Annotated in this window: 22 protein-coding genes and 1 rRNA gene; 2 read left to right on the top strand and 21 right to left on the bottom strand. The window is 40.0% G+C overall.

The window, feature by feature from the left end; translation table 11 throughout:
• Positions 1-152, bottom strand: a 16S ribosomal RNA gene (locus tag AB685_RS21665); the annotation flags it as partial.
• 337 nt (positions 153-489) lie between these two features.
• Positions 490-717 carry a hypothetical protein gene (locus AB685_RS21660; protein WP_047972668.1) on the bottom strand — a complete coding sequence of 76 codons (228 nt, stop codon included), beginning with the start codon at positions 715-717 and terminating at the stop codon, positions 490-492.
• A 172-nt stretch (positions 718-889) separates the two neighbouring features.
• Between AB685_RS21660 and pdaB the strand changes: the two genes are divergently transcribed.
• A complete protein-coding gene (gene pdaB / locus AB685_RS21655) occupies positions 890-1,651 on the top strand; it encodes a polysaccharide deacetylase family sporulation protein PdaB (RefSeq protein ID WP_047972667.1) in 762 nt (253 codons plus the stop codon).
• Between the two features lie 21 nt (positions 1,652-1,672).
• On the opposite strand, the gene AB685_RS21650 is transcribed toward pdaB, so the two are convergent.
• Entirely contained in the window at positions 1,673-2,278 is a 606-nt protein-coding gene (locus tag AB685_RS21650; RefSeq protein ID WP_047972666.1) for a KinB-signaling pathway activation protein, read from the bottom strand.
• Between the two features lie 145 nt (positions 2,279-2,423).
• Between AB685_RS21650 and gerD the strand changes: the two genes are divergently transcribed.
• Positions 2,424-3,083 (top strand): spore germination lipoprotein GerD, encoded by a 660-nt coding sequence (gene gerD / locus AB685_RS21645; protein WP_047972665.1) that lies wholly within the window; start codon positions 2,424-2,426, stop codon positions 3,081-3,083.
• A 31-nt stretch (positions 3,084-3,114) separates the two neighbouring features.
• On the opposite strand, the gene AB685_RS21640 is transcribed toward gerD, so the two are convergent.
• From AB685_RS21640 to AB685_RS21550, 18 genes are all read right to left on the bottom strand, one after another.
• Positions 3,115-4,170, bottom strand: coding sequence for an Mrp/NBP35 family ATP-binding protein (locus AB685_RS21640; RefSeq protein ID WP_047972664.1), 1,056 nt, complete (start codon positions 4,168-4,170; stop codon positions 3,115-3,117).
• An 84-nt stretch (positions 4,171-4,254) separates the two neighbouring features.
• Positions 4,255-4,968, bottom strand: a complete 714-nt coding sequence (cwlD, locus tag AB685_RS21635) for an N-acetylmuramoyl-L-alanine amidase CwlD (protein ID WP_047972663.1) — start codon at positions 4,966-4,968, stop codon at positions 4,255-4,257.
• 67 nt (positions 4,969-5,035) lie between these two features.
• Positions 5,036-5,473: a YbaK family protein gene (locus AB685_RS21630; protein WP_047972662.1), complete on the bottom strand. Its 438-nt coding sequence runs from the start codon at positions 5,471-5,473 to the stop codon at positions 5,036-5,038.
• 574 nt (positions 5,474-6,047) lie between these two features.
• Positions 6,048-6,440 carry a 30S ribosomal protein S9 gene (rpsI, locus tag AB685_RS21620; protein ID WP_047972660.1) on the bottom strand — a complete coding sequence of 131 codons (393 nt, stop codon included), beginning with the start codon at positions 6,438-6,440 and terminating at the stop codon, positions 6,048-6,050.
• Positions 6,441-6,460: 20 nt separating this feature from the next.
• Positions 6,461-6,898 carry a 50S ribosomal protein L13 gene (gene rplM / locus AB685_RS21615; RefSeq protein WP_047972659.1) on the bottom strand — a complete coding sequence of 146 codons (438 nt, stop codon included), beginning with the start codon at positions 6,896-6,898 and terminating at the stop codon, positions 6,461-6,463.
• Between the two features lie 192 nt (positions 6,899-7,090).
• Positions 7,091-7,837 carry a tRNA pseudouridine(38-40) synthase TruA gene (truA, locus tag AB685_RS21610; RefSeq protein ID WP_047972658.1) on the bottom strand — a complete coding sequence of 249 codons (747 nt, stop codon included), beginning with the start codon at positions 7,835-7,837 and terminating at the stop codon, positions 7,091-7,093.
• 9 nt (positions 7,838-7,846) lie between these two features.
• Entirely contained in the window at positions 7,847-8,647 is an 801-nt protein-coding gene (locus AB685_RS21605; RefSeq protein ID WP_047972657.1) for an energy-coupling factor transporter transmembrane component T, read from the bottom strand.
• Positions 8,648-9,517 (bottom strand): energy-coupling factor ABC transporter ATP-binding protein, encoded by an 870-nt coding sequence (locus AB685_RS21600; RefSeq protein WP_047972656.1) that lies wholly within the window; start codon positions 9,515-9,517, stop codon positions 8,648-8,650. It lies immediately after the preceding gene.
• Positions 9,493-10,329 carry an energy-coupling factor transporter ATPase gene (locus AB685_RS21595; RefSeq protein ID WP_047972655.1) on the bottom strand — a complete coding sequence of 279 codons (837 nt, stop codon included), beginning with the start codon at positions 10,327-10,329 and terminating at the stop codon, positions 9,493-9,495. Before AB685_RS21595 ends, AB685_RS21600 begins: the two co-directional genes overlap by 25 nt.
• A 137-nt stretch (positions 10,330-10,466) precedes the next feature.
• On the bottom strand, positions 10,467-10,829 hold the full coding sequence (gene rplQ, locus AB685_RS21590; RefSeq protein WP_047972654.1) for a 50S ribosomal protein L17: 363 nt from the start codon (positions 10,827-10,829) through the stop codon (positions 10,467-10,469).
• 112 nt (positions 10,830-10,941) lie between these two features.
• Positions 10,942-11,886 (bottom strand): DNA-directed RNA polymerase subunit alpha, encoded by a 945-nt coding sequence (locus tag AB685_RS21585; protein WP_047972653.1) that lies wholly within the window; start codon positions 11,884-11,886, stop codon positions 10,942-10,944.
• Positions 11,887-12,053: 167 nt separating this feature from the next.
• Positions 12,054-12,446, bottom strand: coding sequence for a 30S ribosomal protein S11 (rpsK, locus tag AB685_RS21580; RefSeq protein ID WP_047972652.1), 393 nt, complete (start codon positions 12,444-12,446; stop codon positions 12,054-12,056).
• A gap of 20 nt (positions 12,447-12,466) precedes the next feature.
• Positions 12,467-12,832, bottom strand: coding sequence for a 30S ribosomal protein S13 (gene rpsM, locus AB685_RS21575; protein ID WP_047972651.1), 366 nt, complete (start codon positions 12,830-12,832; stop codon positions 12,467-12,469).
• A 22-nt stretch (positions 12,833-12,854) separates the two neighbouring features.
• Positions 12,855-12,968: a 50S ribosomal protein L36 gene (gene rpmJ / locus AB685_RS21570; RefSeq protein WP_003322638.1), complete on the bottom strand. Its 114-nt coding sequence runs from the start codon at positions 12,966-12,968 to the stop codon at positions 12,855-12,857.
• A 99-nt stretch (positions 12,969-13,067) separates the two neighbouring features.
• On the bottom strand, positions 13,068-13,286 hold the full coding sequence (gene infA, locus AB685_RS21565) for a translation initiation factor IF-1 (RefSeq protein ID WP_010896341.1): 219 nt from the start codon (positions 13,284-13,286) through the stop codon (positions 13,068-13,070).
• 4 nt (positions 13,287-13,290) lie between these two features.
• Positions 13,291-13,599, bottom strand: coding sequence for a KOW domain-containing RNA-binding protein (locus AB685_RS21560; protein WP_047972669.1), 309 nt, complete (start codon positions 13,597-13,599; stop codon positions 13,291-13,293).
• Between the two features lie 18 nt (positions 13,600-13,617).
• Positions 13,618-14,364: a type I methionyl aminopeptidase gene (map, locus tag AB685_RS21555; RefSeq protein ID WP_047972650.1), complete on the bottom strand. Its 747-nt coding sequence runs from the start codon at positions 14,362-14,364 to the stop codon at positions 13,618-13,620.
• A partial coding sequence (locus tag AB685_RS21550; RefSeq protein ID WP_047972649.1) for a nucleoside monophosphate kinase occupies positions 14,361-14,635 on the bottom strand: 275 nt, incomplete at its 5' end. The genes map and AB685_RS21550, both read right to left, overlap by 4 nt.

Here is a 14,635-nt window from a genome sequence, read left to right as displayed (position 1 = left end):
GAGTTATCCCAGTCTTACAGGTAGGTTGCCCACGTGTTACTCACCCGTCCGCCGCTAACATCAGGGAGCAAGCTCCCATCAGTCCGCTCGACTTGCATGTATTAGGCACGCCGCCAGCGTTCGTCCTGAGCCAGGATCAAACTCTCCATAAAAGTGTTTGATTAAGCTCAMTTRCATAAGATACGCTAGCATCTTGTTTTAAAAATTGACGAGATATCATGTATCTCTATTTCGCTTGGCTTTTGTTCAGTTTTCAAAGAACTTGTYYGCCGCTCTTAYAGCGACTTGATCATCTTACCGTATATCTAATGATGAAGTCAATACTTTTTTAAAAATATTTTTTAAAGGGGTTTATTGCTCCCTTTCGGTATTTACTAATATAGCATGTCCATTTTTATAAGTCAATGATTATTCTATTATATTCTACCTAGATTTCTTTTGTTTATTTCAGTTTATAAATAAAAAGAAAAAGGCTTCTGCCCTTTTCTTCTATTGTGTATTCTTCTTATTCTTTTGGAGCATATATTTTACACTTTCATTTGGGGGAACAAAACGCTTATAGATCCCATAAACGATTTGGTACTTCTCCTCCATTGCTCTTTTGACAACTTCATCAATCCGAGGATCAGATAAATCTAATAACAGTTCTTCCATTTCTCTTTTAAGCATATATTCAATTTCAATTACTTCTTTGCCATTTAACAAAAAACCTAACACAAGCAACACCTCAACCTTTAGAGACTCAACAGTATTATATACTCAACTTCCTAATATGGTTATATCTTACATGTGCATCTAACTAAATTGTTTTCTAAACGGAAGGATTTTATTCATATGTTCTAATACTTTGCATAAATTTATCCTAAAAGGTGGACGAGGGGGATATTTAATGAAGTTTATTTGGGTTTTTCACGCTAAGCGTATCAAGCAATTATCTATTATTGTCATGATGGCACTTTTTGCTGCAGGGTTTCTTTATATCGAACGAGCCCAACTACCTGTCTTTTCAACATCAGAAGGTCCACAGGCTTTCTACCGGGCAGAAACAGATGATAACCGAATAGCTTTAACGTTTAATCTTAGTTGGGGTGATAAACAAGTTGGCCCTATTTTAGAAGTACTCTCACAAAAGAAAGTCGATCAAGCTACTTTTTTTGTCTCTGCCTCTTGGGCTGAGCGTTATCCTGACTTAGTTAAACAAATAAAAGAAGCAGGACATTTGATTGGAAGTCATGGGTATCAATATAAGAATTACACGAGTTGGGAAGATGAAAARGTAAGAAAAGACTTGATCCGTAGCAAACAAGTACTTGCAGAATTAGCTGGGGAAAAGCCAACTTTATTAAGACCACCAAACGGAGCATTTGATAAACGTGTTTTAGCTTTGGCAGAAAGACAAGAATATAGCGTGGTTCATTGGAGCGTCGATTCTCTTGATTATCAAAATCCAGGGGTTGATGCAATTGTGGATAATGTAATGAGTCATACTTCATCTGGAGATGTATTACTGTTTCATGCCTCAGATTCTGTAAAACAAACAGATAAAGCTCTGCCAATTGTTATTGATCAATTAAAGGAAAAAGGATTTACCTTTATTTCAGTAGAAGAATTAATGGCTAGCACAGAAGCGAATAGTGAAGAAATCAAGTAAACAATACAAAAGCTCGAGCATCTATGCTCGAGCTTTTGTGTTAGGTTGATTCGTTAATCGATGTAAAATTAGCAGCTGCCATGTATTAGCTGCAATAAGCGGCGCAAAATACATCCACAACCATTTAGGATCATTTACCGTTAAAGCAGGAACCCATTCGATTGTCGTTACGACAACAATAAAAAATAACGCCGGAATAAAAGCCCCTTGATTTGTCTCTTTAGCTTTAAGGTAGGCTATCACTAAACCGTAAGCTAATAATAGAATAGGCATGATAGCATAATGAAAGACATTCTCACCCTCTGTTGCAAAGGCAATGTACCTTAAATAAATAAGATCAAWTACAACGAAAGCAATGACGACAACTTGWACCCGATTCCACAGTCTTGCCGATTTAAAAAGCCCGAGTCCAAATCGATGAAGGGTAAGATAAGCAAAAAACCCCATTTGACTAATTAGACTGAAAGCAGCACTAATTCCAAGCAACCAGATGACCCCTACAAACATATTCATTAAGTCACCATTTGTATACACATCAAAATCAATAATAAATCCTACAATTCCACCACTTATACTCCCCACTAACAACGTAGTGAAAAACAAATAAACTACTTTCCGACTATTCACTGGCATTTCCTCCAAGATCGTTAAACATACTGACATGATTGTATCAATCACGCTTCAAAAATGCCAGCTGTTCAYGATTAGTCATGCATATTTTTTTATAAAATATCTCAAATTAATGACAAAGCGAAAGAAAGGAGCAGCTATCATGAAAAAACTTCTTCATGTATTGATTGTGTGCGTCACGGTACTCACACTTATCAGCTGCGCAACTGCTGAAGGTAGTGGTGGCAATAACACTGATTATGAAGGCACTAAAAAGATGATGGTGGATATGCTTAAAACAGATGAAGGTAAACAAGCCATCCAAGAAATTATGAATGAAGAAGAAATGCGCCATGAATTAGTAATGGATAATGCTTACGTTAAAGAAACGATTCAAGAAACATTAACATCTGAACAAGGCAGAGCTTTTTGGCAAGAAGTGATGAAAGACCCTGAATTTGCGAAAACTTTTGCTGAGAGTATGCAAACAGAAAACGAAAAAATGTTAAAAGGACTTATGAAGGATCCCGAATATCAAGGCATGATGATCACAGTCTTACAAAATCCAGAAATGGAAGATACCGTTCTAGAAGTGATGAAATCAAAAGAATATAGACAACAAGTAATGACAATCATGTCCGAAGCATTTGAAAGCCCTTATTTCACTGCGAAAATCAGTGAAATCTTGTCTGGAGTAGCTGAAAAACAAATGAAAAAACAAGATCCAGCCGCAGCCGAAGAAGAACAAAAGAAACAAGAGGAAGATCAGCCACAAGAAGGTGGTAATAGCGGTGGTGGTGGCGGTCAACAATCTGGAGGATAAAAAAAGAAGCCATTTCAGGCTTCTTTTTTTATTACTGTTCGATTTTTGAAATAATTCTCTCCGAAATTTCTTTATAAATACGACCATTCGGGTGATCTTCTGCATAAATAGAAGGGGCAAAATCATTTTCATCGATCTCAGGTTGGCCAAGTGGAATTTGTCCAAGAATTTCAGTTTTTAATTCTTCTGCAAGTCGTTCTCCACCACCACGACCAAACACATATTCCTTCTCACCCGTTGTTTTACTTTCAAAATAAGCCATATTCTCTACAACACCTAAAATTTCATGATGGGTTTTAATAGCCATCGTTCCAGCACGTGCAGCGACAAACGCAGCAGTAGCATGTGGTGTCGTCACTAAAATCTCTTTGGAATGTGGTAGCATCGTATGTAAGTCAAGAGCAACATCTCCCGTACCCGGAGGTAAATCAAGAATTAAATAATCAAGCTCTCCCCATTCAATGTCGGCAAAGAATTGGTTTAACATTTTACCTAACATCGGGCCACGCCAAATAACTGGAGCGTTATCCTCTACGAAAAAGCCCATAGAAATGACTTTTACTCCAAAGCGTTCAACAGGATAAATGCGATCTGCAATCACTTTAGGGCGTTCTTCAATACCCATCATATCTGGTACACTAAAGCCATAGATGTCCGCATCAATAATCCCTACACGCTTACCGAGTCTAGCGAGGGTTGTTGCTACGTTAACAGAAACTGTAGATTTCCCTACCCCACCTTTTCCACTTGTTACAGCAATAAAGGTCGTAGGACTATCTGGTGCAAGTATGGATGGCCCTTCAAAGGCAGCTTCCTTTAAACCACCTACACTTTTCAACTCTTGTTCTGTAAGCTCCTCAAAACGAAGACCCACTGAGTCTGCGCCTTCTCCTTTAAGGACATTTACCACCTCTTGTTGAACTTCCATCTGTTCAGCAGTGCCTGTCTTTGCAAGAGCGATTTTCACGCTCACATTTCCACCTTTAACTTTTACTTCTCTAACACCGCCCGTTTCGACGATGCTTTTATTTAGATCGCGATCTTTGACTCGTTTTAAGGCTTCGACTATTGTAGCTTCCGTTACCAATATGAACACCATCCTTTAACCAGTTATATGCCTAGTATAGCATATTCTGTGAAAGGACCGTGAATCCGTTTGCATACTTCTGCTTTAGGAGAGGGGTTCCTCTTCATTTGTATAGTACCTCATAATACCTTGATAAATAGAAGCAGCTACTTTTTGTTGATACGCTTCAGTTTGAAGCAGCTGCGCCTCTGTCGGGTGTGACAAAAATCCGGCTTCAACAAGTACTCCTGGGATTTCTGCTTTTTTAAGCAAGAATATATTATCAATTGGTTTCGCTAATCTCTCCGTGTTCTCTAAATTTGTTCTAATTTCACTCTGAACAAACTTAGCTAATGCTTCATTTTCGGGAATAGCACGGTGGTAGAACGTCTGTGCCCCACTCCATCTTGGTGATGGGATGGCATTAAGGTGAATCGTCACAAATAAGTCAKCATCAGACTCATTCACAATTTCAACCCGACGCTTTAAATCCTCAATTTTTCTTTGTCTTATTTTCTTCGTTCCCTCTGCCGCTAAATCACGGTCTTCTTCTCTCGTCATTAAAACCAAGGCTCCTGCCTCCTGAAGGTAATCGCGTAAATGATCGCTTATCGCTAATGTTACTTCTTTCTCAAGAAGTCCAGCTTTAGAAACGGCTCCTCCGTCAATCCCTCCATGTCCAGGATCGACAATGATAATTTTACCTGATAGAGGTAAGTGCCAAGTTGCAGAGTCTTTACTTATAAATTGATATTGTATTAAAAAAAGTAAACCAACGACACTAAGAGCAAATACTACGCCCTTCATCCACTTTATCATCATATATCCCCCTTCACTTATCCCCTATTTATATATATTGGGACAAGGGAGAAATTATGAACGTGTTTTAATGAAGGCGCAGGCGATGTCTTTTTTCTGCTTCACGGAAGCCTCTTTCCCACCAGCGATCGACGAACACATCAGCTGATATCTTGATCGATTCCAAAAGAAAGTCTGATTCACCTAACCACCCTTGGAGTAAATTAAATAATGAAAAAGAAATATCGGTTAATTCATCTTCACATCGTACTTTAACCTCCGTTATGGATTCACCCAGATAACCAAAACGTCCATATTCAGCACCAACTAAATAAGCATCGATTGCCATATCCATACAAGGATCAAGTAAAAATGGGTGTGACAAAAAATAAAATGGAACAACAGGTCGAAAATGTTCATGCACATCCTCTTTAAGCTGCTTTAACGATAATTGCCGTAACACCCCACGTTCAAATTTCCATTGTTTTTCACGTCGTTTTTCTGTAAATGTTGATACAACTGCCATTCTCCTCACTCCCATTTATCATCTTGGATTTAGTATGAGGCTTCAGATTATCGCTCATGCAGTGGAAATTTTGTCAGGAGATGAAGTTTTTTTATTAAACTCAGCAGAAGTGTAACAACAGTACTCACAAAAAATCTCCGTGTAGAATAATTCTACAACGGAGGTCTTTTGACATATAAACAAACTATTTAAATTAAGAACGTTGCATCTTCGAATTAGAATAGTTTTCAACCAGTTTTTTTAGATTTATATGAGATTCCCGTACTTTAATCGTTTCTTCAATAATTTCTCGAAAACCTTCCAATTCCTTATCAGAAGCATTTAATAAAGGCCTTGACACACTTTCGGCGATTTGTTGTAGGGTAAGGTCTCGGACCACGAACAACCACCACCTTTCCTTTTATTTGTTAGGCTTATTTTTCGTACTTATTAAATTCATTTCTTGATGCGTAAGTTATTTTCCTGCATACAGCTTAAAATAAATTTTCTCTAGCTTTCTTTAAACGGGGGGGCCAAACATTTACAAACACAAAAAACTCCCAACCAAAATGGCTGAGAGCTTTTGAAAACGATATTAACGTTTTGAGAACTGAGGTGCACGACGAGCTGCTTTAAGACCGTATTTCTTACGCTCTTTCATACGAGCATCACGAGTCAAGAAGCCAGCACGCTTTAATGAAGCGCGGTTCTCAGGATCTACTTTAAGAAGTGCACGTGCTACACCATGACGGATTGCACCTGCTTGTCCTGTGTACCCACCACCATCAACGTTAACGTGAACGTCATATTGACCTTCAACGCCAGTTTCTACTAGTGGTTGCTTAGCGATAAGCTTTAAAGTATCAAGACCAAAATATTCATCTAATTCACGACCGTTAATAACGATACGACCGTCACCTGGTACTAGGCGAACGCGAGCAACAGAGTGCTTACGGCGACCTGTACCGTAATATTGTACTTGTGCCAAGATAATAACCTCCCTATCGATTAACCGCGAAGTTCGTAAACTTCTGGTTTTTGAGCTTGTTGTTTGTGTTCGTTTCCAGCATAAACGTGTAGTTTCATACCTTGCTTACGTCCAAGCGTGTTCTTTGGAAGCATTCCTTTAATAGCAAGCTCAAGCATACGCTCAGGCTTGTTAGCACGCATATCAGCAGCTTTAGTCATTTTCAAACCACCTGGGTGATTTGTGTGACGGTAGTAAACCTTGTCGTTCAATTTGTTACCTGTTAGTTCGATTTTCTCTGCGTTGATGATGATCACGTGGTCACCAGTGTCAACGTGCGGAGTGTAAGTCGGCTTGTGCTTACCACGAAGGATAGAAGCAACTTCAGAAGCAAGACGACCAAGAGTTTGGCCTTCAGCATCTACTACGAACCACTTACGCTCAACTTCGTTTGGCTTTGCCATATATGTTGTACGCATGAATTTCCCTCCTAAATACGTTCACTTTCAAATTTTAAATCATTTGTTAAATCAAAAGTCTCTTGTAACATTCTACAACCCGGGGCTAGTGGGTTTTAGAATTACCATCTAACATCATATAATATCCAATACCCAATGTCAACAACTTGTTACACTAGGGTTCGTTGTTTTAGAAAAAATTTATAATGCCTCTTACTGCTCATCGTATTGCACAGCCCACAAATATAAGCCATGACCTGGGGCCGTTTTTCCTGCATACTCTCGCTCACACTTTTCTAAAGCCATACGAACACTATTAGTGGATCTCTTTTTGTTCCCAACCTCAAGTAATGTTCCAACTATAATCCGTACCATATTATAGAGAAATCCATTTCCACGAAGAATAAAATGAAGTTCATCGCCATACTCTTTAATCTCTACCGCATAGAGCGTTCGAACTTTATCCACTACATTCGTATTAGTTGCACAAAAAGCACTAAAATCATGAGTGCCTATTAAAAGCTGTGCCGCCACCCTCATCTCCTCGACATCAAGAGAATAAGGGATATGGGTTACTAAGTTCCGTCTAAACACATCCACCTGTTCGCTCTTTAGGACACGGTAACGATATTCTTTACCAGATGTATGATACCTTGCATGAAAATCTGTAGAAACATACTTTGCATGAGTGATTCGGATATCGTCAGGTAAGCAAGCATTTAAAGCTTTAGGCCATTGTGCTTCAGRTATGTGATAAGGGCTATCAAAATGGATGACTTGACCTTTGGCATGGACACCAGCGTCTGTACGACCAGAAGCCACTACATGCGTCTGTTGACCTTTGTGAACTTTTTTTAATGCCTGCTCAAGCTCAAGTTGAACTGTTCGTTTATTAGGTTGGACTTGATAGCCAGAAAAATTGGTTCCATCATAAGAGACCACACATGCTAATCGCTTCATATTACTCACCTAACCATTTCTTAACCATATAATACCTACACCAATTAATAAGGCAATGATGACTACACTTGTATCTCGAGTCCCCCATGTTAATATCCTCAACTTTGTCCTGCCTTCACCACCACGGTAGCCACGAGCTTCCATAGCTAAAGCTAAATCTTCTGCTCGTTTGAAAGCACTGATAAACAAAGGCACTAACAGTGGAAGTAGCGCTTTTATTCTTTTTGAGATAGGGCCTGAGCTAAAATCGACTCCCCTAGCCATTTGTGCTTTTAAGATCTTCTCAGTCTCTTGCATAAATGTAGGAATAAAGCGCAAGGCGATCGACATCATTAATGCTAGCTCATGCGCTGGTAGCCCCACCTTCTTTAGAGGAGTGAACAGTGATTCCAATCCATCTGTTAGGTCGATCGGGCTTGTTGTCAGCGTAATTAGCGACGTCAGCATGACTAAGGTTAAAAGCCTAGTTGCAATAAATAAACCATTCATCATCCCACCTTCATGAATAGCAAGTGGACCAAGTGTCAGTAAAACGGGACCTTCTTTTGTCAAGAGAATATGGAGGATGAGAGTAAAGAATACGAGCCATAATATCGGCCGCAGGCCACGATATAAGAACAAGATTGGAACCTTAGAAATGACCATAAGCATAACAGTAAATCCTACTAACAATAAGCTAGAAAGCCAGTTATCAGCAAAGAAAATAATAATTAACAATAAAAAGACACTAGCAAGCTTCGACCTTGGGTCTAGCTTGTGCAAAAAGGAGTCTGCTTGAACGTATTGTCCAATAATGACATTTTGAAACATCTAGCGAGCCTCCTTCTTTCGTAGAAGGTTCGAAACATAATCAATGACCTCATCCGTTTCAAACAGGAGAGGAAYCTCTTTTAAGTGAAATTGTTCTTTGATTTGCTGTAGGAAGCRGACTGTATCAGGTAAATCTAAGCCAATCTCCAATAAACGGTCTGTTTGCCTAAAGATGTCTTCCCYACTTCCAGACATCTCGACCCCACCATCATTCATCACCACTAACTGATCTGCATATTTCGCTGCATCTTCCATATGATGTGTGACAAGAATAGTGGTCGTACCAAACTGCTTGTGATAATTAGCAAATAGCTCAAGCATTTGTTTTCTTCCTTCAGGGTCAAGCCCTGCAGTAGGTTCATCTAGTACAAGAACAGAAGGTCTTATTGCCAGTACCCCTGCTATGGCTACGCGTCGCATTTGTCCGCCACTTAATTGAAAAGGCGAGGATTCAAGCAAGTCTTCCCCTAAACCAACTAAGGGTAACAGTTCCTTTACTCGTTTCAGAGCTGCTTCTTCAGTTAATCCATAATTCATCGGGCCAAAACAAATATCCTTTGCAACCGTTTCTTCAAACAATTGATGCTCAGGATACTGAAACACTAATCCAACCTTCTGTCTTAAATCCCTTAAAGATTGCTTTTTTTGATTTGCGCGAATCGTATAAGGACCAACTTTTATTTCACCAGCACTAGGTTTTAAAAGCCCATTGATATGTTGGATCAAAGTTGATTTCCCTGAACCTGTATGCCCAATAATCGCAGTAAATGAACCAGAAGCAATAGAGAGGTCAACTGGGTTTAGGGCTGCTTTTTCAAATGGAGTACCGATCATATAACGATGTTCTACACCTTTGAATGTGATGTCCATAACGCGTCAACCAACTCTCCTTCTGTTAAGGATAACTTATTAAAGCGAAACCCTTCTCTTTCAAGCTCTTTTTGCACGCGAACAGAGAATGGAACATTAAGACCTGCTTTCTCTAGCTGCTCTTTCGATTGGAAAACCTCTTTGGGGKTACCATCTGCTTTTATTTGACCATTTTCAAAGATAAGCACACGTTCGGCAATAACTGCTTCTTCCATATCGTGCGTAATAGTCATAATAGCAACTCCACGGTCATGAAGCATCTTCATTGTACGCATCACATCTTTTCTTCCTGATGGATCAAGCATTGAAGTAGCTTCATCAAAGATAATCATGTCTGGCTCTAATGCAATGATACCAGCAATCGCTACTCGTTGCTTTTGCCCCCCAGATAAACGATGTGGCTCTGAGTCAAGAAGATGATCGACTCCAATTAACTTGGAATATTTCTCGATACGTTGAAGCATGTCATCTCGGGGTATTCCCTGATTTTCTAACCCAAATGCGATATCATCACGAACAGTTGTCGCGACAAATTGATGATCTGGATTTTGAAAAATCATTCCGACACGCTTTCTTATGCGCCATAAATCATCTTCATTAACCGTTTGAAAGCCGTCAACTTCAACTGTTCCATGTTGCGGTATTAATAACCCATTCATTAAACGACCAAACGTCGACTTACCTGATCCGTTGCGACCAAGCACAGACACCCATTCTCTACGATTAAAGGAGATTGTTATATTTTTTAAAGCCAGATCATTCGCTTCCTCATACTGAAACGAGACCTCTTTTAGATTAATAAAAACAGACAATCGAACCCCTCCCCAAAAAGGTCAACAATACACCATAAATTAAGGCAACAAAAAAGGGCCCAGAGTCAGAGCGTAACGTGCTCAGATCCTGTACAGCCCTTTTGTCGCCTCATATAATGAATCTCTAAAGACTCAAATTACACAAGCTCAATAATTGCCATTGGTGCACCGTCGCCACGACGAGGACCAACTTTAAGAATACGAGTGTAACCGCCTTGACGATCCTCGTAACGAGTTGCAATATCAGAGAATAGCTTTTGGATTGCATCTTCGTTTGTCTCTTCGTTAGCTACTTCACGACGGATGAAAGCTGCAGCTTGACGACGAGCATGAAGATCTCCACGCTTCCCTAATGTAATCATTTTCTCAACGATTGAACGTAGCTCTTTTGCTTTCGCTTCAGTCGTTTCGATGCGCTCATTGATGATAAGGTCAGTTGCTAAGTCACGGAAAAGAGCCTTACGACCAGCACTATCACGACCTAATTTTGCGTATGCCATGTTCGTTTCCCTCCTTTGTTACCTTCTCTCGACCTAAGAGTCAGAGATTTTCAAGAAAAAATTCAAACCAATCACAAACCTATTTAGAATCTGTTAGAAATACTAGTGATGATCAGTCTTCTTTACGAAGGCCTAATCCAAGCTCACCAAGTTTTTCTTGAACTTCTTCTAATGACTTACGTCCAAGGTTACGTACTTTCATCATGTCTTCTTCTGACTTTTGCGTTAACTCTTGTACCGTATTGATACCAGCACGCTTTAGACAGTTGTAAGAACGAACAGAAAGGTCTAGCTCTTCAATAGTCATTTCAAGAACCTTCTCTTTTTGATCTTCTTCTTTTTCGACCATGATTTCAGCATGTTGTGCTTGATCTGTTAAGCCTACAAAAATGTTTAAATGCTCAGTTAAGATTTTTGCGCCTAAAGACACAGCCTCTTCTGGGCGAATGCTTCCGTCAGTCCACACATCAAGGGTTAGTTTGTCATAGTTGGTGACTTGACCGACACGTGTGTTTTCAACTTGATAGTTGACACGAGATACCGGTGTGTAAATAGAGTCAATAGGAAGAACACCAATCGGTTGATCGTCATTCTTATTCCCTACAGCAAGTGAGTAACCACGGCCACTCTTTGCTGTAAGGCGCATATGGAAGTGTGCTCCTTTAGCTAAAGTTGCAATATGCAGATCAGGATTTAATACTTCGATATCACTATCGTGTGTTAAATCGCCTGCAGTTATCACGCCTTCACCTTGAACATCTACCTCTAGCGTCTTCTCTTCATCAGAATATATCTTAAGGGCAAGCTGCTTTAAGTTCAAGATAATAGTCGTTACGTCTTCTACAACACCTTCAATTGTTGAGAATTCATGCAGAACACTATCAATTTGAACTGAAGTTACAGCTGCACCAGGAAGAGAAGATAAAAGAATACGACGTAAGGAGTTACCAAGAGTCGTTCCATACCCACGCTCTAGTGGCTCAACGACAAATTTACCGTACTTTGCGTCTTCACTAACTTCAACCGTTTCAATATTTGGCTTTTCGATTTCAATCATTAAAACAAACCCTCCTTCAAAACGTCGAACTCCGGTAGACTGCCAGGAAAGCCTAACCGGAAATCCCCATTAGGCAGTTCCCAACCGTTTCACCTTTTTTTATCAATAATGCATTCGTCTCATCCATTATTGACACYTTCAGGAAATCTATACAATGATTGATTTCGTTACACTCTACGACGTTTTGGCGGGCGGCAACCGTTATGAGGAACTGGAGTAACATCTTTAATCATGTTAACTTCAAGTCCAACAGCTTGTAATGAACGAATCGCAGCTTCACGACCAGCACCAGGGCCTTTTACAGAAACTTCGATTACTTTCATGCCATGCTCCATAGCAGTTTTAGCTGCAGATTCAGCAGCCATTTGTGCTGCGAATGGAGTAGACTTACGAGAACCTTTAAATCCTAATGCACCTGCACTTGCCCAAGAAATAGCATTGCCGTGCGTGTCAGTAATCGTCACAATAGTGTTGTTGAATGTTGAACGGATGTGTGCTACACCAGTCTCAATATTCTTACGTTGACGACGCTTTGGACGAGTATTCGTTTTCTTAGCCATTTTTTATGCGACCTCCTTTACTATTTCTTCTTGTTTGCTACTGTACGACGAGGACCTTTACGCGTACGAGCATTGTTTTTAGAATTTTGTCCACGAACTGGTAATCCACGACGGTGGCGAATACCACGGTATGAACCAATTTCGATTAGACGCTTGATGTTAAGTGATACTTCACGACGAAGGTCACCTTCTACTGTGTGAACTTCAACTGCTTCACGAATACGACCTAATTCTTCTTCTGTTAAATCACGAACGCGAGTATCCTCAGATACGCCAGCTTCCGCTAAAATTTCAGATGACTTTGTTTTTCCAACTCCAAAGATATAAGTGAGTGAAATAACTACTCGCTTATCACGAGGAATATCTACACCTGCGACACGTGCCATGTGCTGTGCACCTCCTTAAATATTAACCTTGTTTTTGTTTGTGTTTAGGGTTTTCACAAATAACCATAACCGTCCCTTTACGACGGATAACTTTACACTTTTCACAAATTGGCTTGACTGATGGTCTTACCTTCATTATCGTTTACCTCCTTATGGTACGGAGTGCATTTAATTGTAATCGTTCAATTCACATCTAGCAAGTCTAATTATAGATCCCACTAGCAAATCGCAACGTTTATTTGTATCGATATGTGATTCGTCCACGAGTCAAGTCATACGGTGATAGTTCAACCGTTACTTTATCTCCAGGAAGTATTCGGATAAAGTGCATACGAATCTTACCAGAAACATGAGCAAGGATCTTGTGACCATTCTCTAACTCTACACGAAACATTGCGTTTGGTAACGGCTCAATAACCGTACCTTCCACTTCAATTACATCCTCTTTAGCCATGAATTTACTCTCCTTCCTTCAGCAAATCAAGTTGTTGTTCTAGAAACCCGCTAAGTGCATAGCGAAGTTTACCATTCGTAACACGTCCCGTTTCTTCAAAACTAATGCGTATTTCAGGAGCCATGTAGTTCAACAATTCTAGATGGTTGATGTTTTTTTTCTTAGCTCGATCAATTTTACGCTTATCTCCATCAGCAATCAAGACATAACGATCATTTATGACCTCAATGATCACAGCATACATGCCAGCGTCTCTACCTTTTTTGATTTGCACAATTTGACCGATACCGGGACTCGGACCAGAGTCGTTCATTTCACCCATCACCTACACCTAAAGTTTTGTTAAAATTTCATACCCTGTTTCTGTAATCGCAATTGTATGCTCAAAGTGTGCACAATTTTTACCGTCTACTGTAACCACAGTCCAGTTATCAGCTAACGTGCGCACATAACGAGAACCTGCATTAATCATCGGTTCAATCGCTAGAACCATTCCCGGTTTTAGACGAGGTCCTTTACCTGGAGGTCCGTAGTGAGGAATTTGTGGGTCTTCATGTAAGTCTTGCCCTACTCCATGGCCAACATACTCACGTACAATTGAATAACCAAGTGGTTCTGCATATGATTGGATCGCATGAGAAATATTTGATAATCTCTCACCAGGCTTAGCCTCTTCCAATCCTTTATATAAAGAAGCCTCTGTGACGTCCAACAACCGTTGGTCTTCATCAGAAATTGCACCTACAGCATACGTCCAAGCGGAGTCACCGTGGTACCCATTTAACTTAGCACCGATGTCAACACTGATTACATCGCCATCCTTAAGCACTCGAGATCCGGGGATACCGTGTACTAATTCCTCGTTTACTGAAGCACAGATACTACCTGTAAATCCATTGTAGCCTTTGAATGAGGGTGTTGCACCGTGTGAACGAATCAACTTTTCTGCAATCTCATCCAATTGTTTTGTCGTAATACCAGGCTTGATATGCTGCTTTAACTCTTGGTGAGTAAGAGCAACAATCCTCCCAGCTTCACGCATGATTTCTAATTCACGTTCAGTCTTACAGATAATCATGCATTGAGTCCTTTCAGAAGTTCATCTAGATCTTCGAAGACCTTAGTGATATCTTGATCACCATTGACCGTACGAAGGTAGCCTTTTTCTGTATAGAAATCAATAAGTGGCTGTGCTTGCTGTTGATTTACTTCAAGACGTTTTTTAACTGTTTCAGGTTTGTCGTCATCACGTTGGATTAACTCCTTACCATCAACATCACATACACCTTCAACCTTTGGCGGGTTGTAGATCATGTGGTATGTCTTACCTGATGTAGGTGAGACACGTC

It is taken from the genome of Bacillus sp. LL01, assembly GCF_001037965.1.
This window is presented reverse-complemented; position numbering and strand designations above follow the sequence as displayed.